The organism is Pseudomonas sp. MAG733B (genome assembly GCF_036884845.1).
GTDB lineage: Bacteria > Pseudomonadota > Gammaproteobacteria > Pseudomonadales > Pseudomonadaceae > Aquipseudomonas.
The window spans coordinates 4,251,208-4,270,821 of record NZ_CP145732.1; the positions used below are offsets into that span (position 1 = coordinate 4,251,208).

The 19,614-nt window shown below is 60.9% G+C and carries 15 protein-coding genes; 4 read left to right on the forward strand and 11 right to left on the reverse strand.

The window, feature by feature from the left end:
- Positions 1–77: 77 nt before the first annotated feature.
- Both yghU and V6Z53_RS19430 read left to right on the forward strand, forming a co-directional pair.
- Entirely contained in the window at positions 78–917 is an 840-nt protein-coding gene (yghU, locus tag V6Z53_RS19425; RefSeq protein WP_338581234.1) for a glutathione-dependent disulfide-bond oxidoreductase, read from the forward strand.
- 113 nt (positions 918–1,030) lie between these two features.
- Positions 1,031–3,157, forward strand: coding sequence for a TonB-dependent receptor (locus tag V6Z53_RS19430; RefSeq protein ID WP_338581236.1), 2,127 nt, complete (start codon positions 1,031–1,033; stop codon positions 3,155–3,157).
- 30 nt (positions 3,158–3,187) lie between these two features.
- Here the strand turns inward: V6Z53_RS19430 and V6Z53_RS19435 are convergent, their stop codons facing one another.
- Complete coding sequence (locus tag V6Z53_RS19435; RefSeq protein ID WP_338581237.1) at positions 3,188–4,144, reverse strand: threonine dehydratase; 957 nt, start codon at positions 4,142–4,144, stop codon at positions 3,188–3,190.
- Between the two features lie 96 nt (positions 4,145–4,240).
- Between V6Z53_RS19435 and V6Z53_RS19440 the strand changes: the two genes are divergently transcribed.
- Positions 4,241–5,056 (forward strand): AraC family transcriptional regulator, encoded by an 816-nt coding sequence (locus V6Z53_RS19440; RefSeq protein ID WP_338586529.1) that lies wholly within the window; start codon positions 4,241–4,243, stop codon positions 5,054–5,056.
- Here V6Z53_RS19440 and V6Z53_RS19445 read toward each other — a convergent pair.
- The 7 genes from V6Z53_RS19445 to V6Z53_RS19475 form a co-directional block, all read right to left on the reverse strand.
- A complete protein-coding gene (locus V6Z53_RS19445) occupies positions 5,049–6,494 on the reverse strand; it encodes a TolC family protein (RefSeq protein ID WP_338581238.1) in 1,446 nt (481 codons plus the stop codon). The two genes, V6Z53_RS19440 and V6Z53_RS19445, sit on opposite strands and share 8 nt — an antisense overlap.
- Positions 6,491–9,670, reverse strand: coding sequence for an efflux RND transporter permease subunit (locus V6Z53_RS19450; protein WP_338581239.1), 3,180 nt, complete (start codon positions 9,668–9,670; stop codon positions 6,491–6,493). Before V6Z53_RS19450 ends, V6Z53_RS19445 begins: the two co-directional genes overlap by 4 nt.
- Before the next feature lie 12 nt (positions 9,671–9,682).
- Positions 9,683–10,927, reverse strand: a complete 1,245-nt coding sequence (locus V6Z53_RS19455; RefSeq protein WP_338581240.1) for an efflux RND transporter periplasmic adaptor subunit — start codon at positions 10,925–10,927, stop codon at positions 9,683–9,685.
- 142 nt (positions 10,928–11,069) lie between these two features.
- Positions 11,070–11,348, reverse strand: a complete 279-nt coding sequence (locus V6Z53_RS19460; RefSeq protein ID WP_338581242.1) for a LysR family transcriptional regulator — start codon at positions 11,346–11,348, stop codon at positions 11,070–11,072.
- A gap of 204 nt (positions 11,349–11,552) precedes the next feature.
- Positions 11,553–12,788 (reverse strand): nucleoside permease, encoded by a 1,236-nt coding sequence (locus tag V6Z53_RS19465; RefSeq protein WP_338581243.1) that lies wholly within the window; start codon positions 12,786–12,788, stop codon positions 11,553–11,555.
- 45 nt (positions 12,789–12,833) lie between these two features.
- On the reverse strand, positions 12,834–13,886 hold the full coding sequence (locus V6Z53_RS19470; RefSeq protein ID WP_338586530.1) for a sugar phosphate isomerase/epimerase family protein: 1,053 nt from the start codon (positions 13,884–13,886) through the stop codon (positions 12,834–12,836).
- A 44-nt stretch (positions 13,887–13,930) separates the two neighbouring features.
- Positions 13,931–15,097: a Gfo/Idh/MocA family oxidoreductase gene (locus V6Z53_RS19475; protein ID WP_338581244.1), complete on the reverse strand. Its 1,167-nt coding sequence runs from the start codon at positions 15,095–15,097 to the stop codon at positions 13,931–13,933.
- A gap of 177 nt (positions 15,098–15,274) precedes the next feature.
- Here V6Z53_RS19475 and V6Z53_RS19480 point away from each other — a divergent pair, with 177 nt between their 5' ends.
- Positions 15,275–16,273: a LacI family DNA-binding transcriptional regulator gene (locus V6Z53_RS19480; RefSeq protein ID WP_338581245.1), complete on the forward strand. Its 999-nt coding sequence runs from the start codon at positions 15,275–15,277 to the stop codon at positions 16,271–16,273.
- 38 nt (positions 16,274–16,311) lie between these two features.
- Here the strand turns inward: V6Z53_RS19480 and V6Z53_RS19485 are convergent, their stop codons facing one another.
- The 3 genes from V6Z53_RS19485 to V6Z53_RS19495 form a co-directional block, all read right to left on the reverse strand.
- A complete protein-coding gene (locus tag V6Z53_RS19485; RefSeq protein ID WP_338581246.1) occupies positions 16,312–18,294 on the reverse strand; it encodes a methyl-accepting chemotaxis protein in 1,983 nt (660 codons plus the stop codon).
- A 252-nt stretch (positions 18,295–18,546) separates the two neighbouring features.
- On the reverse strand, positions 18,547–18,873 hold the full coding sequence (locus V6Z53_RS19490) for a hypothetical protein (protein ID WP_338581247.1): 327 nt from the start codon (positions 18,871–18,873) through the stop codon (positions 18,547–18,549).
- A 113-nt stretch (positions 18,874–18,986) separates the two neighbouring features.
- On the reverse strand, positions 18,987–19,517 hold the full coding sequence (locus tag V6Z53_RS19495) for a helix-turn-helix domain-containing protein (protein ID WP_338581248.1): 531 nt from the start codon (positions 19,515–19,517) through the stop codon (positions 18,987–18,989).
- Positions 19,518–19,614: the final 97 nt, after the last annotated feature.

The following is a 19,614-nucleotide window of genomic DNA, read 5'->3' on the forward strand; positions in this document are numbered from 1 at the left end:
GGCTTTCTTTTATGATCCAGAGAATTGTCCATCCGCGGTCCATGTGATCGCCGCAAGCAAACGATGAGGTTGGTCTGATGAGCAAAGCGTCCTACGTTCCTCCTAAGGTCTGGAAAAACAACGCCCCGTCCGGCGGCCAGTTCGCCAGCATCAACCGGCCGACTGCCGGCCCCACCCATGACAAGGCATTGCCGGTCGGCAAGCATCCGTTGCAGCTTTACTCCTTGGCCACACCCAATGGCGTGAAGGTAACCATCCTGCTTGAGGAGTTGCTGGCGCTCGGACATTGCGGCGCGGAATACGACGCCTGGTTGATCCGCATCAACGACGGTGATCAGTTCTCCAGTGGGTTTGTCGAAATCAACCCGAACTCGAAGATCCCGGCATTGCTGGACCGCAGCGCTGAACCGGCGATTCGCGTGTTCGAGTCCGGCTCGATACTGCTTTATCTGGCGGAAAAATTCGGCGCCTTCCTGCCCACCGATCTGGCAGGACGCACCGAAACCTTGAATTGGCTCTTCTGGCAGATGGGTGCTGCGCCCTACCTCGGCGGCGGCTTCGGGCACTTCTATGCCTACGCGCCGGATAAGCTCGAATACCCTATCAACCGCTTCACGATGGAGACCAAGCGTCAGCTCGATGTCCTTGATCGTCGCCTTAGCGAAAGCCGCTATCTGGCCGGTGACAGCTACACCATCGCCGATATCGCGGTATGGCCCTGGTACGGTCAGTTGGTGCAAGACAACGTGTACTCCGCTGCCGAGTTTCTTTCTGCGCACGAATACACCCACGTGCAGCGCTGGGCCGAAGACATCGCCAACCGGCCTGCGGTGCTGCGTGGACAGCGCGTCAACCGTACGTGGGGCGATGAGGTAAGCCAGGTGCCCGAGCGGCATCAGGCCGATGATTTGGGTTAATCGCCTTTTTACTGGCAGCGTTCGGCAAAAAAACAAAATTGCCATGTGCTCACTTCGTTCTTCCATACGTCGCAGTGTTCACTGCCCGTTCCTGTACGTCTGGAGAATTCTCAATGCCCTCGCCCAACTCCCTGCCCGCCGCGCTGCTGGGTCTGGCCCTTGTCTGTCCGGCCATGACCGAAGCCCAAGGCCTGGAGCTGGGGCAAGTGCTGATCGGCGCAGAGGACCAGAGCGACGAAGACCAGAGAATCGACGACGCCAAGGCGCGGCTGGCCCAGGTGCCCGGCGGCACCAACGTGGTCGACATGCGCCGCCCGCTGCAAGGTCGCGTGGCCAGCAATCAGGACGTGCTGGCTTACCAACCGGGGGTCTATGCCCAGTCGGCGGGCAATGAAGGGGTAAAAATTTCGATCCGCGGATCGGGGATCAACCGGGCACCGGGCGCCCATGCCTCGGGGCTGTACGCCATGCTCGACGGTCTGCCGCTGACCGGCCCCGGCGGCACGCCCTATGAATTGCTGGAGCCGTTGTGGCTCGACCATGTGGAAGTGCTGCGCGGCGCCAACGGTTTCGATCGCGGCGCACTGGCCCTGGGCGGCGCCATCGATTACGTCAGCCACACCGGCTACGACGCACCGAAGTTGCAAGTGCGCTACGCGACGGGCAGCCATGGCTATCAGCAGCGCCAGGTCAGCTCCGGGCAGGTGCTGGGCGATTTCGATTACTACTTGTCGACGACCGATTCAAATGCCGATGGCTATCAGGACCACACGGCCAGCGACAGCCAGGGCGTGATCGCCAACTTCGGTTATCGCTTCAACCCGAACCTGGAAACCCGCTTCTACCTACGCTACCGCCAGACCGACAACGACCTCGCCGGGCGGGTGACCAAACACTCCATCGAACACGATCCACGCGCGGCCAACCCGGCCTACGTGACGCGGGACGACAGCCGTGAACAGCCGGGCAGCACCTTCATCGGCAACAAGACCACTTACTACATCGATGACGATTCAAGCATCCAGACCGGTCTCGTCTACCACGACTACCCGATGGATCTGCGCGAAGGCCCCAACCGCCTGAAAGTGGCGTACACGGATGTTAGCGGCACGTTCGACTACAAGCGGCGCGACACCCTGTGGGGGCTGCAAAGCCAAAGCACGGTTGGCCTGCGGGTGACCAAGCACCTACCCAATGCCGGGGCCAGCGAGCTGGTGCGCATTCCCGCCGGCAACACTGCCGGCTACGCGCCGGGCACGCACATGCGCAACTTCACCTACCAGGGCTCGGATTCCGTTCTGCATGTGGGCAATGATCTGGAAATCGCCGACGACCTGTGGCTGACCACTGGTCTCGCAGCGATCTATACCCGCCGCGAAAGTGCCGTGACGTATCCGGACGGAGGTGGCAAGACCAGCCTGGGCGACTGGGATTACGCACCGCGTCTGGGCCTGCGCTACCAGCTGACACCCGACCTGCAAATCTTCGGCAACCTCAGTCGCTCGGTCGAGGCGCCGCACCCGTGGTCGCTGATCTACAGCGCCAACCAACGCTTCCCGGTCGGCAGCGGCCCCGCCACCGGCACCCAGCGTGATCCGATCGAGCTGAAAAACCAGACGGCGACCACTCTGGAAATCGGCGGCCGTGGCGACAGTGCGCTGGGACAATGGAGCCTGGCCTGGTATTACGCCCAAGTGCACAACGAACTGCTCTCGGTGTTGCCGGATGCCAACGCCGTCACCCCCTACGAACTCAACGCCAGCCCCACCGTGCACCAGGGCGTGGAAGCCAGCCTGCAAAGCAACCTGTGGTCGCCGGGCGATGGCGGCCAGTTGAGCCTGCGCCAGAGCTATACCTTCAGTGACTTCCACTACCGCGACGACGACCGCTTCGGCGACAACCGCCTGCCGGGCCTGCCGATGCACTACTACCAGGGCGAGTTGCGCTACGACTGGACCCAAGGCTTCTTCGCCGCGCTCAATACGCAGCTGGTGTCCAAAGTGGCGGTGGATTACGCCAACAGTTATTACGCCGATCCCTACGCGATATTCGGCGCCACCTTGGGCTACAACGCGCCCAAGGGTGACTGGCAAACGTGGCTGGACATGCGCAACCTGACCGACAAGCACTACGCAGCCACCGTCACCCCGGGTTACGACGACAAAGGGCTGGACGCGGCGCGGTCCACGCCGGGTGAAGGAATGGCGATGTATGTCGGGGTGTCGTGGAGTCTGCTCTGAGGCTTGCGTGATGACGGGAGCGCCCGTCGTTCACGCAATCACTTTCGCATACACGGTTCGGTCAATGTTTCCGCCGGAAAGAATCACCCCCACCTTTTTTCCCGACATTGCTTCGCGCTCCTGAATCAGCGCTGCCAGGGCCGCCGCGCCAGCCCCTTCAGCGAGGTTGTGGGTATCGGTGTAATACACGCGCATGGCCTCGGCAATCTGCGCCTCATTGACCGACACGATCCGCGCCGCACCGGCCGCATAGACGGCAAAGGCTTCAGGAATCGGCCTGCGTACGGCAAGACCGTCAGCAAAGGTATTCGCGGAGGGGGTTTCACAGATGGCGCCTGTCTCGAACGACAGTTTCGCGGCCGCCGCCTCGGTGGAAACCACACCCACCACTTCGGTTTTCAGGCCCAATGCGTCGCGGGCGGCGATCACCGCGCAAATCCCCGATCCACAGCCAATCGGCACGTAGACGGTGTCGAGGTCCGGCGCCGCGCTGAACAGTTCCAGCGCATAGGTCGCCACGCCCTTGACCAGTTCCGTATGAAACGGCGGAACCAGATAGAGCCCATGCGCTTGCGCCAGGCGTGCGGCCTCTTCGCGGGCCTCGTCGAAATCACGGCCGTACTCCACCACTTCGCCGCCGAAGCCGCGCATGGCATTGTTCTTTTCCAGCGAGTTTCCTTGCGGAACGACAATCAGCGCATGCAAGCCCACCGCGCTTGCCGCCAGCGCCAGGCTCTGCCCATGGTTGCCGCGGGTGGCGGTGACAATGCCCTTCACCTCGGGATGCTCGCGTTTGAGCCAGTTCATGAAGGTAATGCCGCCGCGCACCTTGAAAGCGCCGGTCGGTGTGTGATTTTCATGCTTGACCCACACCGTGCAACCCAACCGCTCAGCCAATAAGGGCCAACGGTATTGGGCGGTGGCAGGCATTACCTGGTAAACCTGGCGGGCCGCCTGTTCGATATCGTCGCGAGTCAGTCTGTGCATGAGTAGTCTCCCTAGGATTTTTCCCAGTGTAGGCACGGTCTGAGTCTCATGGCTTTCAGAAAACTGACCTGACTTTTATGCCTCGTCTTCACTATGATGCGGTTCATGAGCCATCGAAACCGCCTGCTTCTGCCGCCCCCATCCGAACCGGTCCGCCGGGTCGAGGCCGGCCCATGGGCGATTGAATTGTTGCCGGGCGCCGCGTACGAAACCCGGTACGTCGCGACCCAGTCGGCGATTGGCTTTGCCTTCGATAGCCAGCGCGGCCTGCATGCTATCGGCAGCGACCGAATACAACCCTTCGATGCCGTGCCCAACAGCCTGGCATTCGTCCCCACCGGGTGTGACGTATTGTCCGAGTCGCCCAAGGGCGGTGAATACCTGCGGGTGATCCGCACCGACGGTATTGCACTGGAGGGAAATCGCCCCTTCAACAACCAAATCGATCAACAGGCGACCGCCCTCGCCCTACGAATACGCAGCGCGCTGTTACGGGCCTCGGTGGACGACGATTGGGAAGCCTGGGCGCTGGCACTGGCTGAACGGGCGCAGGCTAACCAAGCGCTGCCGGCTCCGTTCCAGGGTGCGATAACCGGCAGCCGGATGCGCCTGCTCGACGAGTTCATCGACGCGGGCCTCGACGGCCCGCTGGGTGTTCCGGCGATGGCGCAGTTGCTGGGATTGTCGGAAGGATATTTCATGCGGGCATTCAAGAACACGACGGGCATGAGCCCGCACAGTTACCTGATCGACCGCCGCCTCGCCAAAGCACGTGCCCTGATGCGCGATTCAGCAGCAACGCTGACGGAGATCGCGCACATCTGCGGCTTTAACTCCCACGCGCACATGGCGACGGTCTTCAAGCAACGCCTTGGCGTCAGTCCGGCACAGTTGCGTTCGCGGTTCAGTTAGAAGCGTGCGCAAGGGTCGAAAGTTTCCCATCCACTACCTTATTGCCGCCACTGTCCCACCCTCCTCCCAGCGCTTTGTAGATCGCAACAATCCCCCGGTACTGGTCGATCTCACCCTGGGCCTGCGCATCCTCCGCATTCAAACGCTCACGCTCGGCATCGAGCAGCACCAGATAGTCGACCGATCCCTCCCGATACTGAATGCCCGCCAGATCTGCCGCTGCGCGGCTCGATTCGCTTTGCTTGATCAGCGACAGCAAACGTTGTTGGCGTTTGCCGTAGTCGCTGAAGGCATTCTCGGATTCTTCCAGGGCCAGCAACACTTGCTGTTCATAGGTGGCCAGCGCGCCTTCGGCATCGGCATTCGCCCCACGGATGCGGGCGCGCACGCTGCCCAGATCGAAGGCCGCCCAAGTGATGCTCGGACCGAGGCTCCAGGCACGCGCGGCGCTGGAACCGATTTGCGAACCGCGCCCGGCGGTGAAGCCAAGGAATCCGCTCAAGCTGACCCGAGGAAACAGGTCAGCCGTGGCCACGCCGACATCCGCCGTGGCGGATGCCAGTCTGCGCTCAGCCGCCATTACATCGGGACGACGATGCAACAACTCGCCCGGATCACCGATCGGCAGCGCTTTGGTGATCGCCGGCAAATCCGCCGGGCTCAAGGACACGCTCAACTGATCCGGACGTTCACCCAGCAAGGTCGCGATGCGATTCTTCTGTCGGACCTGTTCCGCTTGCAGCTGCGGCACGCTCGCCTCGACCGCGGCCAGACGAGCGTCGGCACGCACCACATCGAGTTCGTTGCCCACGCCGGCATCACGCAGGCTGACCGTGACTGCGCGTGAATCGCTTTGGTTTTTCAGGTTGGCCAAGGCGATTTTTTCCCGCAGTTGCGCCCCGCGCAGTTGCCCGTAGGCATCTACCAGTTCGGCAATCATGGTCACCCGCAACTGATAGAGATCCGCCGCCGCGGCGTCTTCCAGCGCATCGCTCGATTCGAGCTGACGCTGGATGCGGCCGAACAGGTCGATTTCCCAGGCCATGTCCAGCCCGAGGTCATAACGTTCGAGATTGACACGGTTCTCGGTTTGACCAGGAACCTGCGAACGACCTTGCTGGCTGCTGACGCGACTGGTGACCACTGGCAGATTGTCGTTGCTGATGTCATCACGAATCGCCCGGGCGGCTTTCCAGCGCGCAAACGCCACGCGCAGGTCGCGGTTGCCCTCAAGGGATTTGCTCACTAGCTGATTGAGCGTTGGGTCGTCGAACTGCTGCCACCACACCCGTTCAAAGCGCGACTGGTCGTAGTTCGACGCCTTGGCGTAAACACTGTTTGCCGGTGCGGTATCGGGGGTTTTGAAATCCGGTCCGACCGTGCACGCGGCCAATGCAGTCACCAGGAGGCTGGGTAGAAACAACTTCAGAGCATTCATGGTTGCACCTCCAGGTTCAGCGCTTTGGTTTGCTGGCGCGCTTGCTTGCGTTCGATGTAGCGGCGGATCAGGACGAAGAACACCGGGGTCAGCAGCAGGCCGAAGAAGGTCACGCCGAGCATCCCGGAGAACACCGCCACACCCATGGCACGACGCATTTCCGAACCGGCACCGGTGGACGTCACCAACGGCACCACACCCATGATGAAGGCGAACGAAGTCATCAGGATCGGCCTCAAACGCATGCGGCACGCGTCGAGAACAGCGTCCAGCGGCGACAGCCCTTGCTCCTGTTTATCCTTGGCGAACTCGACGATCAGGATCGCGTTCTTGCACGCCAAACCTACCAGTACGATCAGGCCGATCTGGGTGAAGATGTTGTTGTCGCCCTTGGAAATGATCACCCCCGCAATCGCCGACAGCAGGGTCATCGGCACGATCAGGATCACCGCCAGCGGCAGGCTCCAGCTCTCGTACAACGCCGCCAGCACCAGGAACGCCAACAGCACGCAAAGCGGGAACACCAGCAACGCGGTGTTGCCGGACAGGATCTGTTGGTAGGTCAGGTCGGTCCATTCGTAGGTCATGCCGTTGGGCAATTCTTCCTTGAGCAGCTTCTCAATTGCTGCCTGGGCCTGGCCGGAGCTGTAGCCTGGCGCCGCACTGCCGTTGATTTCGGCGGTGACGAAACCGTTGTAGTGCGAGACCCGGTCCGGCCCCGACGTCGGGCTGACCTTGACGAAGGTCGCCAGCGGGATCATCTCGCCGCGATCATTGCGCACCTTCAACTGACCAATTTGCTCCGGCTCCTGGCGGAACTGTTGCTCTGCCTGCACGTTGACCTGATAGGTCCGGCCAAAACGGTTGAAGTCGTTGGCGTACAGCGAGCCCAGGTACACCTGCAAAGTGTCGAAGATGTCGTTGATCTTCACGCCGTGAGTCTTGGCTTTCTCGCGGTCGATCGCCGCTTCCACCTGCGGCACGTTGACCGTGTAGCTGGTGAACAGATTCGCCAGCTCTGGAACGCTACGACTCTTGGTAATGATGTTCATGGTTTCTTTGTACAGCTCGTCGTATCCGAGGTTACCCCGGTCTTCGATCTGCAAACGGAAACCGCCGATGGTGCCCAAACCTTGCACGGGCGGTGGCGGGAACACCGCGATGTAGGCGTCCTGAATGCCGCCGAACTTGGCGTTCAACGAAGCGGAAATCGCCCCGGCGGACAGGCTCGGGTCCTTGCGCTCATCGAATGGGCGCAAACCGATGAAGGCGATACCGGCGTTCGGGCTGTTGGTGAAGCCGTTGATCGACAGGCCGGGGAACGCCACGGCGCTGTCGAAACCCGGTTCGTTCATGGCGATGGTGCTCATGCGCCGGATGACCGACTCGGTGCGATCAAGGCTGGCGGCATCCGGCAATTGCGCGAAGGTCACCAGGTACTTTTTGTCCTGGGTCGGTACGAAACCGGTCGGCGTGGTGCTGAAGCCCATATAGGTCATGGCGATCAGCCCGGCGTAAACCAGCAAGGCCACGCTGCTGCCACGAATGATCTTGGCCACGGCAACCACATAGCCATGGCTGGCCTTTTCGAAGAAGCGGTTGAAGGGCTTGAACAGCCAGCCGCCGAACAACTTGTCCAACACTTTGGAGAAGCGGTCTTTCGGCGCGCCGTGGGCCTTGAGCAGCACCGCCGCCAACGCTGGCGACAGGGTCAGGGAGTTGAAGGCCGAGATCACCGTCGAGATGGCAATGGTCAACGCGAACTGTTTATAGAACTGCCCCGTGAGGCCGGAGATGAACGCCGCCGGGACGAACACCGCGCACAACACCAGCGCCGTGGCGATGATCGGACCCGTCACCTCGCCCATGGCTTTCTTGGTCGCTTCAGCCGGTTCCAGACCAGATTCGATATTGCGCTCGACGTTCTCCACCACCACGATCGCATCGTCGACCACGATGCCAATCGCCAACACCAGACCGAACAGCGACAGCGCGTTGAGTGAGAAGCCGAGCAAATGCATCACGGCAAAGGTGCCGATCAGCGACACCGGCACCGCGACCAATGGAATGATCGAGGCGCGCCAGGTTTGCAGGAACAGGATCACCACCAGCACTACCAGAATCAGCGCTTCGAACAGCGTGTGAACCACCGCTTCAATCGAGCTGCGCACGAAGATGGTCGGGTCGTAGACGATCTCGTAGTCCATGCCTTCCGGGAAGTTTTTCTTCAGCTCGGTCATCTTCGCCCGAACCTGGTCGGAGACGTCGATGGCATTGGAACCGGGGCGCTGGAAGATCGGCATGGCCACCGCTTCCTGGTTGTTGAGCAAGGCGCGCAGCGCATATTGGTTGGAACCCAGCTCGATCCGGGCAATGTCCTTGAGGCGGGTGATCTCGCCGTTCGGGCCACTGCGGATGATCACGTTTTCGAATTCTTCCTCGGTGACCAATCGCCCTTGGGAGTTGATCGACATCTGGAAGCTGGTGGCATTCGGTGCAGGCGGTGAGCCCAGTTGCCCGGCAGCGACTTGACGGTTCTGCTCGCGCACGGCGTTGACCACGTCGGTGGCAGTCAGGTTGCGCGAAGCGGTCTTGTCCGGGTCAAGCCAGATCCGCAGCGAGTAGTCACCGATGCCGAACATCTTCACATCGCCGATACCGTTCAGACGCGACAGCTCATCCTTGACGTTGAGGATCGCGTAGTTGGACAGGTAGAGCATGTCGTAGCGCTTGTCCGGCGACACCAGGTGCACCAGCAAGGTCAGCTCCGGCGAGGCTTTGTCGACGGTGATGCCGATGCGCGTCACCTCCTCCGGCAACTTCGGTTCGGTGCGGGTCACGCGGTTTTGCACCTGGACCTGAGCGTTATCCAGATCGGTGCCGAGGGCGAAGGTCACGGTGAGGGTCAAGCGACCGTCCGCCGTCGACTGCGAGGACATGTACAGCATGTTCTCGACGCCAGTGATCGCCTGCTCCAGCGGCGCGGCGACGGTTTCGCCGATGACCTTGGGGTTGGCGCCCGGATAGTTGGCGTGCACCACCACGGTTGGCGGCACCACTTCGGGGTATTCGCTGATCGGCAATTGGAACAGCGAGATGCCGCCGGCGATCAGGATCAGCAGCGACAGCACCGCTGCGAAGATCGGTCGCGTGATAAAGAACTGAGAGAATTTCATGTCGATGTTCCCTTATCCGCGAGGAGTGACAGCCGCATCGGTTTTCACCAGGGCCGGTGATTTCACGGGTGCAGGATGATTGCCGGCCTCGATTGCCTGCCGTTGGCGGCTCAGTGTCGCAACGGTTTCCGCGTCGGCCATTGGCGCATCTTGAGGGGCGACCACGGCGCCGGGACGAACCCGTTGCAGGCCGTTGATGACGATGCGGTCCTCTTTCTGCAAACCGCTACGCACAATGCGCAAGCCTTCAAGCTTCGGCCCGAGATCGACGTTGCGGTACACAGCCTTGTTGTCCTGATCGATCACCAGCACGAATTTCTTGCCCAGGTCGGTGCCCACCGCTTCGTCCTTGATCAGCAGCCCGGCGTAAGCGGCGCTGCCCACCAGTTTCAGGCGCGCGTACAAACCGGGGGTGTATTGGCCGTCGGCGTTGTCGAACACCGCGCGACCGCGAATGGTGCCGGTCTTGGGATTGACCTGGTTGTCGACGAAGTTCATCTGCCCCTGATGGCTGTTGCCCTCCTCGTTCGACAAGCCCATGTAAACCGGTGTCGTCTGGCCGCGCTGGCCTTGACGAGACAGTTGGCTGTACTTGAGAAACAGGCGTTCGTCGGCATCGAAGTAGGCGTAGACCTTGTCGGTGGAGACGACGCTGGTCAGCGGCGTGGTGTCGGCGGTGACGATGTTGCCGGCGGTGATTTCCGCACGGCTGACGCGGCCGGTGATCGGCGCGGTGACGCGGGTAAAACTGAGGTTCAGGCGTGCAAGGTCGAGCTGCGCCTGAATGGCATCGACCCCGGCCTTGGCCTCCTGCGCGGTGGTCGTGCGGGTATCGGCCAGCTCGGCGGAAATCGCGTTGCTGCCGAGCAAACGCTGCCCGCGCTGCGCTTCATTGGCGGTGCGGACGAGCGTTGCCCGGGCTTGTTGCAGTTGGGCCTGGAACCGTTCTACTTCGTGCTCGAACGGCCGTGGATCGATCTGGAACAGCAAATCCCCTTTCTTCACCAATGCACCGTCGGTGAAGGCGACACGTTCAATCTGCCCCGACACACGAGGACGGACCTCGACGGTTTCCGGCGCTTCAAGGCGCGCGGTGACTTCGTCCCATTCGGTGATCGGCTGTTCGATCACCTTGGCGACGGTAACGTGCGGCGCCCCCGGTGCTTTGGCGACATCGGGCGCACGATCGCAAGCGGCGAGCATCGTGAGGGCCAACGCGGCAAAGGGATAACGAAAAGGTTTGAGTGACTGTTCCATAAGGGGTGTCCGCCAGACGGTTAAGAAGTTTGCGGAGTCTCGGCCTCGCGCGAGGCAGCGACGAATTGAACGGAGTGAACTTGGCTATTACTATTAATGATGAACGTCATGTATAAGCACAAAAAAAAGGGATTTGTCCCGCTCATGCCCGCGTATCGGCGAGCGCATCGCACACCGAATCCAGCGCCGGTCCCAGAAGCTGCGCAACCCACAACGCGCGGGGTGTCGGCTCCATCGTCCGGCCTGTGCGCATGAACAAGGGATCGTTGAACAGACCGCGCAAACGGCTGAGGGCATTGCTGACCGCCGGTTGTTTCAGCGCAAGTTTGTGCGCCGCCCGGGTGACGTTGCGCTCCTGGAACAGGGCTTCGAACACCACCAGCAGGTTCAGGTCGATGTTGCGCAGTTCGTTTCTTTTCATGAGTCAGGCCCGCCAGATAGTGTCCACGAGGCATTTGCGCAGACAATATATTACGACCATAATCATTACAAGCCTTCAGGCGACGACTTGCTTGTAGCTATTGTGGGAGCGAGCCTGCTCGCGATGGTCGCCAACGATAACGCGCGCTGTCTGAATGAACGCGTTGTCTGGGCGCTTTTCGCGAGCAGGCTCGCTCCTACAGGGTCAAGGCGATGTCTGCACCACCGCCGCTTCCCGGCCCTTGAACGCCAGGGAGAAACAGAAAAAGATCAACAGCGCAAAACCTGCCGGGAACAGCCAGATGTGCTTCCAGTCGTGGCTGCCGGCTGTCGCGGCGTAGTGATCGGTCACCTGCCCCGCCACCCAGAATCCGATCAGCATGCCCAAGCCGTAAGTCGCCAATGTGATCAAACCCTGAGCCGAGCTTCTGAAGCGCTCCGAAGCCTTGGCGTCGGTGTAGATCTGCCCCGAGACGAAGAAAAAGTCGTAGCAGATGCCATGCAAGGCGATGCCGGTGAACAGCATGAATGCCAGGTCGCCATTGTTGCCGTAAGCGAACAACAGATAGCGCAACGCCCAAGCGAGCATGCCGACCAAGAGCGCAAGTTTGATGCCGAAACGGTGAATGAACAGTGGCAGAAGCAGCATGAACAGCACTTCAGACACCTGCCCGATGGCCATCTTCGCCGTGGGATTGGTCACGCCGATTTCCGCCAGGAACGGGTTGGCATTCTGGTAGTAAAACGCCAATGGGATGCAGATCAGAATCGAGGCGATGAAGAACACCAGATAACTGCGATCCTTGAGCAATCCCAGCGCATCCAGCCCCAACATTTGCTTGAGACCGACACGCCCCGCTTCCGGCTTCAGTGGCGCAGTGCGTGGCAAAGTGAAGCTATAGAGACCCAGCAGCAGCGAGGCGATGGCCGACATCAGGAAGGTGTTGCGCAACCCGCCGGAGGAAATCGCCGCTTGCGAATCCCAGGCAAACACAAAACTGATCACCACGCCGGCCACGATCCAGCCAATGGTGCCCCATACGCGAATGCGCGAGAACTCCAGTGCAGGGTCGCTCATCTGGCGAAACGCGACCGAGTTCACCAGTGCCAGGGTCGGCATGTAAATCATCATGTAGGCCAGCACGAACGGGTAAAACGAGCTGAAGTCCGGCGCGCGATAGAGTTGATACAGCAACACCGCGCCCACCAGATGCAACACCGCGAGGATGCGTTCGGCGTTGAAGAAACGGTCAGCGATCAAACCAATCACGAAAGGGGCAATGATCGCGCCCCAGGACTGGGTCGAAAACGCCATGCCGATCTGCCCGCCACTGGCGCCCAGGTTGCTGGCGAGGAACGTACCGAGGGTGACGAACCAGCCACCCCAGATAAAGAACTGCAGGAACATCATTGCGCTTAATCGCGCGGTCATCGTGGTCATAACAGTCACCGTCTTATTGTTGTTTTTTGCGAGTGTTCGAAGCGATCAGGCGTCGGGCAAGCCCAGCAATCGTCGATTGAATTGTTCGTCGGACGACACGCTGACGAAATCATCGAAGGCCTTGCGGGTCTTGGTGATCATGTGCCGCTCGATGAACGCTGCCCCTTCGGCGGCGCCCTGTGCGGAGTCCTTCAAACAGCATTCCCACTCCAGCACGGCCCAGCCAGCGAAGTCGTATTGGGTCAGCTTGCTGAAGATCGATTTGAAGTCGATCTGGCCATCGCCCAACGAGCGGAAACGCCCCGGCCGCTCGACCCAGCCTTGATAGCCGCCATAGACACCGGAACGCGCGTCGGGGCGAAACTCGGCGTCCTTGACGTGGAACATGCGGATGCGGTCGTGGTAGCGGTCGATGAACCCCAGATAGTCCATTTGCTGCAGCAACAGATGGCTCGGGTCGTAAAGGATGGCGGCGCGGGGATGGTGATCGACCGCCTCGAGAAAACGCTCGAACGAGGCGCCGTCGTGCAGGTCTTCGCCGGGGTGAATTTCGTAGCACAGGTCGACACCGGCCGCTTCGAAGCAATCGAGAATCGGCAACCAGCGCTTGGCCAATTCCGCAAAACCCTGCTCGACCAAACCGGCCGGACGCTGCGGCCACGGGTACATGTAGGGCCAGAGCAGCGCCCCGGAAAACGTCGCATGAGCCTTCAAGCCCAGGCGCTGACTGGCGCGCGCGGCCAGTTTCAACTGGTCGATGGCCCATGCCGTGCGCGCCTCCGGCTGCCCGCGCAAATGCTCTGGCGCGAAGTCGTCGAACAGCGTGTCGAACGCCGGATGCACCGCCACCAATTGGCCTTGCAGATGGGTCGACAGTTCGCTGATCTCGACACCAGCCTCGGCGCAGACGGCTTTTAATTCGTCGCAGTAATCCTGGCTTTCGGCGGCACGCGCCAGGTCGATGAATTGCGTGCCCAGCGTCGGCAACTGAATGGCCTTGTAGCCTTGGGAGGCCGCCCAGCGCGCGATGTTTGCCAAGGTGTCGAACGGCGCTTCGGCGGACATGAACTGCGCGAGGAAAATCCCCGGGCCGCGCATACCGGTGGAGGTTTGAGTGGTATCGGTCACGGAAGTCTCCAGGGTCATGGGGTGCAGACCAGTTCGGTCCACTTGGCGTCGCCGCGATGGTTGGCGATGACGGTCTCGATGAATGCCATGCCACGCAGACCGACGTCGATGCCCGGTACGCCGGGAGCATCAGGGCCAGCAACGTCGGCGCGAATCGCTTTGGCAAAGTCGCCGTAAAGATTGGCCATGGCTTCGAGATAGCCTTCGGGGTGCCCGGCTGGCAGGCGCATGCGCTGGCTGGCGGCCTCGCACAACCACGGCTGCCCGACGCCGGAACGCAAGACACGCATGGGTTGATCGAGGGCGCGGTGGATCAGGCTGGCCGGCTCTTCCTGACGCCACTCCAACCCGCCCTTGTCGGCGTAGACGCGGATTTTCAGCGGATTCTCTTCACCTGCGCAGACCTGGCTGGCGATCAGCACGCCACTGGCGCCTTCGGCCATCTTGAACAGCATCGAGGCGTCATCGTCCAACTGCCGACCCTCGATGTGCACGCCCAACATGGCGCACAACTGCTTGATCGGTTGATCCGCGACAAACTCGGCGAGGGAAAACGCATGGGTGCCAATGTCACCGATGCAACCGCCCAACCCGGACTGCTCGGGCAAATCACGCCACGCGGCCTGTTTGTTGCCCTGCCCGGCCACGTCCTGACTGAGCCAGCCCTGGGGGTACTCGACGATCACCTTGCGCACCGCGCCGATCACGCCGCTGCGCACCATCTCCCGTGCCTGCCAGACCATCGGGTAACCCAGATAGGTATGGGCCAGGCCGTAAAGACGATTGCCGCGCTCGACTACCTCTTTCAGGGCCAGCAACTCGCCCAGATTCAGCGCAGCAGGTTTCTCGCTGAACACATGAAAACCGGCGTTCAGCGCTTCGCTGGCCACCGGCGCATGCAGATGATTGGGAGTGACGATGACCACCAATTCCATGCGCTGCTCGGCGGGCAAGGCGCGCTCGGCTTCAATCATCTGCCGCCAGTCGCTGTAGCAGCGTGACGCCGGCAAGCCCAGTGCTGCGCCGGTGCTCTGGTTGTTTTGGGCATCACGGCTGAATGCGCCGCACACCAGTTCGAAGCGCCCATCGAGCCCTGCGGCTTGACGATGAGCCTTGGCGATGAAGGCCCCTTCACCACCTCCGACAAATCCCATTCTTATTTTTGGCACGACAGCGTTCATTGCATTTTTTCTCTGTTTGGAAGGGAATCCAGTCATGATGTAACCGGTTACATCGTGGCGGAAATTTAGGCTCAGTTCGGGGAGCTGTCAAACCCCGGATTAACATCCACGAACATTTCAGAGCAGCGTCGACCTGCGGTAAGCTCGCCGGCCGCGCTGTTCGATAACGAGGTGGTCTTGTCCAATATCCGTGAAGTAGCCCGGCTCGCCGGTGTCTCGGTGGCCACTGTGTCCCGAACGCTGAAGTCGCCCGAGCGCGTGCTCCCCGAAACCCGCGACAAGGTCAACGCCGCCGTGGAGCAGGCAGGCTATCGCCCGAACCTGATGGCGGTGCAATTCCGCTCGCGCAGGACCGGCAACCTGGTGATTCTGGTGCCGGCCATCGCCAACACCTTTTTCGCCCGGGTCATCAGCGGCGCACAACAAGCTGCCCAGGCTGCCAACTATCGCCTGCTGCTGTGCGACACCCAGGGTCGCGAGGAAATCGAACGGGAATTCGCCGAGCTGGTGTACAACCATCAGGCCGACGGCGTGATCCAGTTGCGCGCTTACGATCCGTTCGAAGCGCCCTTCCCCAGCGCCGAACTACCGCCCATCGTCAACGCCTGTGAGGTGATTCAGGGCGGTCGCCATCCGACCATCAGCCTCGACAACCGCGCCGCCGCCAAGGCCATGACCGAACACCTGATCGAACTCGGTCACCGCCGCATCGGCCTGATCAAAGGCCCGAAAAGCAGCCCGCTGACCCGCGACCGCGTGGCCGGTTATCAGGACGCCTTGCAGCACGCCGGCATTGCCAGCGACTTGGCCCTGATCTGTCACGGCGACTTCAGCCTGAAGGCCGGTTATGACGGCGCGGCGGCGATGCTGAAACTCGCCGAACGTCCCACGGCACTGTTTTGCGAAAACGATGAGATGGCCATCGGTGCGTTAAAGCACATCAAGCAGTTGGGGTTGCGCGTACCCGAGGATATTTCGTTGGTGGGGTTTGACGACATCCCTTTCGCGGCGTACTGCGATCCACCGCTGACGACCATTGCGCAACCGGCCGAAGTCTTCGGCCAGAAAGCCGTCGAGATGTTGATTGCGCTGATTGAGAAAAAGCCGCTGGCGCAGCGGCATGTGGTGTTGCCGTTTGAATTGACGCTGCGTAGCAGCACCGCGGCGCGAAAGTAAAACACCTGTGAGAGCGATCAGGCTCCCACAGGTTCAGGTCAATCGCGGAATTGCGTCAATTGCTGGCTCAGCGACCCAGCCTGATCACGCAGTTGCACCGACTGTTCAAGCAGGCTGCGAATCGCGTGATCGTTCTGCTCGGAGATGCGGCTGACGCCCTGGATCGCCACCGACAGTTGCTCGCCGGTCGCCGCCTGGCTTTGCGTCTGACGAGCGACTTCGCTGATGCGCGTCAGAATATCCTGGGCATGCTGGCGGATCTGATCCACGCCTTGGGCCGAAGTGGTCAGTTGCACCACACCCTGACGCACCGCTTCGCCGACCTGCTGAACGTTGGCGACGGTGTTGCGCACGTCCGAACCGATGGCGCCGATCATCTCGCCGATTTCACCGGTCGAGCGACTGGTGCGCTCCGCCAGTTGCCGCACTTCATCGGCCACCACGGCAAAACCACGCCCCTGCTCCCCGGCCCGCGCCGCTTCAATCGCCGCGTTGAGGGCCAGCAGATTGGTCTGGTCGGCGATGCTGCGAATCACCGCGATGATCCCGGCGATCTGTTGCGAGCGTTTTTCCAGATCGCCCACCGCGCCGGCCACCACGTCCATGGTCTGGTCGATGTGGGTGATGCCGGCGAGAGTCTGGCTCATGTCCCCGGAAATGTTCTTGGTCAACACTTCAGTGTTGCGTGCCAGTTGCTCCACGTCTTCGGCTTGCTGGGACATTTCGGTCACCGAGTGCGCCAGTGCCGTCACGCCGCTGGCCATTTCTTCGGTGGCGGTGTGTTGCGAAGTCGCACGTTCGGCGACGGCTTGGGTGGTATCGCCCAGATGATTGGAAATTTGCATCAGCGCCGTGCTGCTGTGACGGATCGAGCCCACCAGATCGCCAAGGCGCTGAATGAACTGGTTGAACGCCCCGGCCAACTTGCCGGTTTCATCGCCGCTGCGCTGTTCGAAACGCAGCCCCAGCTCGCCACCCCACGCCTGAATGCCGACCGTCAGGCCTGACAACGGACGAATCTGCCACGCCAGCAGATGCCACAGCACGATGGCCAGGACCAGCAACGCGACCAGTCCGATAATCACGGCGGTGTAGAGGAAATGATTGATCCCGGCCATGGCTTCGGCCAGCGGATAAGCGACCATCAACGCCCAGTTGTTCGGCGACTTGCCGATGTGCACCGGTTGCAGCACATAGCCCCAGCCATCGTGCTCGAAACTGTAGGGCTGGCCAGCCTTGATTGCGTCCTTCGCAGCGGCCGGCAATTCGTCGGCAGGCTGGGCTAAACGCTTGGCATCGGGATGGCTGGCGTACAGGCCATCGCTGGAGATCAGCGCGCCATAGCCTTTGAATGCATCAATGGTCGCGAGCTGGCGGTTGATGCTTTCCAGCGGAATATCGACCCCCGCCACACCCAGGGCTTTGCCACCCTGCAACAGCGGCACCATGATCGATACCAGCATCACCTTCTGCCCACTGCCGATGCTGTAGGCATAGGGTTCGGAGGCCCACGGCTGACGTGTATGCAGCGGTCGGTAGTAATACTGGTTGTCGGCATTTTCCGGCACGTAACCGCTCAACGCCTCGGACTTCACCCCGCCACTGGCGCGGTTCCAGTAAGTCAGGTAACGGCCCGTGGCATCAGTGTTCGGTTGATTGGCAAACTCACTGTCCTTGCCATCGAACGCGTTCGGCTCCCAGTACTGCCCAAGGCCCAACAGCTTGGGATTGGCTTCGAACAGTTGACGTGTCAGGGCATCAGCGGTCTTGCGATCGACCTGTTGTTGCTGCATCGCAGTGGCGACACCGGCCAGGGATTCGGCCACGGTAAAACCGACACTGAGTTCGACTTCGACTTCCTTGGCATTGGCCTTGACGATGGTATCGACCAGGGCAAAGGTCTCTTTGACCGACGAGCCATAAGCGATGTAGGCGATGGACCCCAACAGCAGCGCCATGACGACGACGGTGCCAATCAGCGCCGTCCAGAACAACTTGAAGTGCAGTGAGCGATTAGGCATGAACATTCTCGAAGGTGCGATTCGTCAACCAGCAACAGACCACGCAAAAACGAGAGTGCCGCAGCCCTGCTGGCAGGTGATTTATAATTGATATTATTTGGCCACTATATCGAGGCAAACGCCCCCGATGCAACACAATTGAACGTACGATCAGTTTTGAAAACGGAGGGAAGAAACCCGGGACGACAATCAACAACGGCACACTCGTTTCAGGTGTACCGATGCGGCGCAAACGTGCCGGTTAGACGGCTGTCAAAGACATTCCTGCGCGGCGCGTTCAAGCCTGGAAGGTCCGAATGTCGAGGCCAATAAGGTGCGCTCATACAGGAACACCTTGCCCTTGTAGGCCTCGAGTACATCGTTGGCAGCGACCTTGCTCGTAACCACGATACGGTAGCTGCGCTGGGTTTCCGAGACGGTGGTATGCAGCGCGCCTTCATGCAGTTTCGGCAGAACACACTGCGCGTAATCCTCAGGTGCTTTTTTCGTCTGCAAGGTCAGCGTGGGGTCGTTTGGCGTTGACGCACAACCTGCCAACAGCAAGGGTGCGAAAAGGGCCAGTCGAGTAAAATTTTTCATCGCGCCGGTTCCGGTAGAAGCGTTTAGATGGGCGCGATTTTCCTTGTTTCCCGCAAGCAACAGAACTTGTGATCGGTGATGGTCACTATTACTCGAACGAATAGTAAAAGCCCTTATTGCTCAGGGTTTTCGATCGGCTCAGCCCCGCGCTTGCCCTTGAACGCTTCGCGGCGTGCCTTGCGTTCCTCGGCGTAGGCCGGCGCAGGTTCGCTGATCAGCTCTTCCCGGCGCAGCAACTCGCCGCAATGCTCGCACAGCGGTCCGAGTCCGGCGTGATGCCTGCAAGTCTGGTGGGTATAGCGCACCGCCAACCCTTCCCCTTCGGATTTGCACCAGGTTTCCCCCCAGGCGCGCAACGCCAATACCACCGAGTAAAACGCCTGCCCTTTGGCGGTGAGGTGGTACTCGTAGCGCGGCGGTCGCTCGCTGTAGGCGCGGCGCTCAACCATGTCGTCCGCCTCCAGGCTTTTGAGACGCGTAGCGATCATCTGCGGGGTTCCGCCGGTCTGCGCCTGGATCTCGTCATAACGATGGTTGCGCATGAACAACTCGCGCAAAACCAGCACGGTCCAGCGATCGCCGACGATGTCTTCGGCCCGTGCAATCGGGCACAAAGTTTCGGGACTATTCTTCTTTACCGCCATGCGGGCTTGCCTCTTTTCTAGTTACTATGATTATCATATCAACACTATGCCGAGGCAAGCCTTGGCAAAGGTCAGTCAAAATTCCTGGAGAATTCGT

Bases quoted from the DNA above. Each gene is read 5' to 3' on its own strand.
- yghU (WP_338581234.1), top strand. From the start codon at position 78: ATGAGCAAAGCGTCCTACGTTCCTCCTAAGGTCTGGAAAAACAACGCC.
- V6Z53_RS19430 (WP_338581236.1), top strand. From the start codon at position 1,031: ATGCCCTCGCCCAACTCCCTGCCCGCCGCGCTGCTGGGTCTGGCCCTT.
- V6Z53_RS19435 (WP_338581237.1), bottom strand. From the start codon at position 4,144: ATGCACAGACTGACTCGCGACGATATCGAACAGGCGGCCCGCCAGGTT.
- V6Z53_RS19440 (WP_338586529.1), top strand. From the start codon at position 4,241: ATGCGGTTCATGAGCCATCGAAACCGCCTGCTTCTGCCGCCCCCATCC.
- V6Z53_RS19445 (WP_338581238.1), bottom strand. From the start codon at position 6,494: ATGAATGCTCTGAAGTTGTTTCTACCCAGCCTCCTGGTGACTGCATTG.
- V6Z53_RS19450 (WP_338581239.1), bottom strand. From the start codon at position 9,670: ATGAAATTCTCTCAGTTCTTTATCACGCGACCGATCTTCGCAGCGGTG.
- V6Z53_RS19455 (WP_338581240.1), bottom strand. From the start codon at position 10,927: ATGGAACAGTCACTCAAACCTTTTCGTTATCCCTTTGCCGCGTTGGCC.
- V6Z53_RS19460 (WP_338581242.1), bottom strand. From the start codon at position 11,348: ATGAAAAGAAACGAACTGCGCAACATCGACCTGAACCTGCTGGTGGTG.
- V6Z53_RS19465 (WP_338581243.1), bottom strand. From the start codon at position 12,788: ATGACCACGATGACCGCGCGATTAAGCGCAATGATGTTCCTGCAGTTC.
- V6Z53_RS19470 (WP_338586530.1), bottom strand. From the start codon at position 13,886: ATGCGCGGCCCGGGGATTTTCCTCGCGCAGTTCATGTCCGCCGAAGCG.
- V6Z53_RS19475 (WP_338581244.1), bottom strand. From the start codon at position 15,097: ATGAACGCTGTCGTGCCAAAAATAAGAATGGGATTTGTCGGAGGTGGT.
- V6Z53_RS19485 (WP_338581246.1), bottom strand. From the start codon at position 18,294: ATGCCTAATCGCTCACTGCACTTCAAGTTGTTCTGGACGGCGCTGATT.
- V6Z53_RS19490 (WP_338581247.1), bottom strand. From the start codon at position 18,873: ATGAAAAATTTTACTCGACTGGCCCTTTTCGCACCCTTGCTGTTGGCA.
- V6Z53_RS19495 (WP_338581248.1), bottom strand. From the start codon at position 19,517: ATGGCGGTAAAGAAGAATAGTCCCGAAACTTTGTGCCCGATTGCACGG.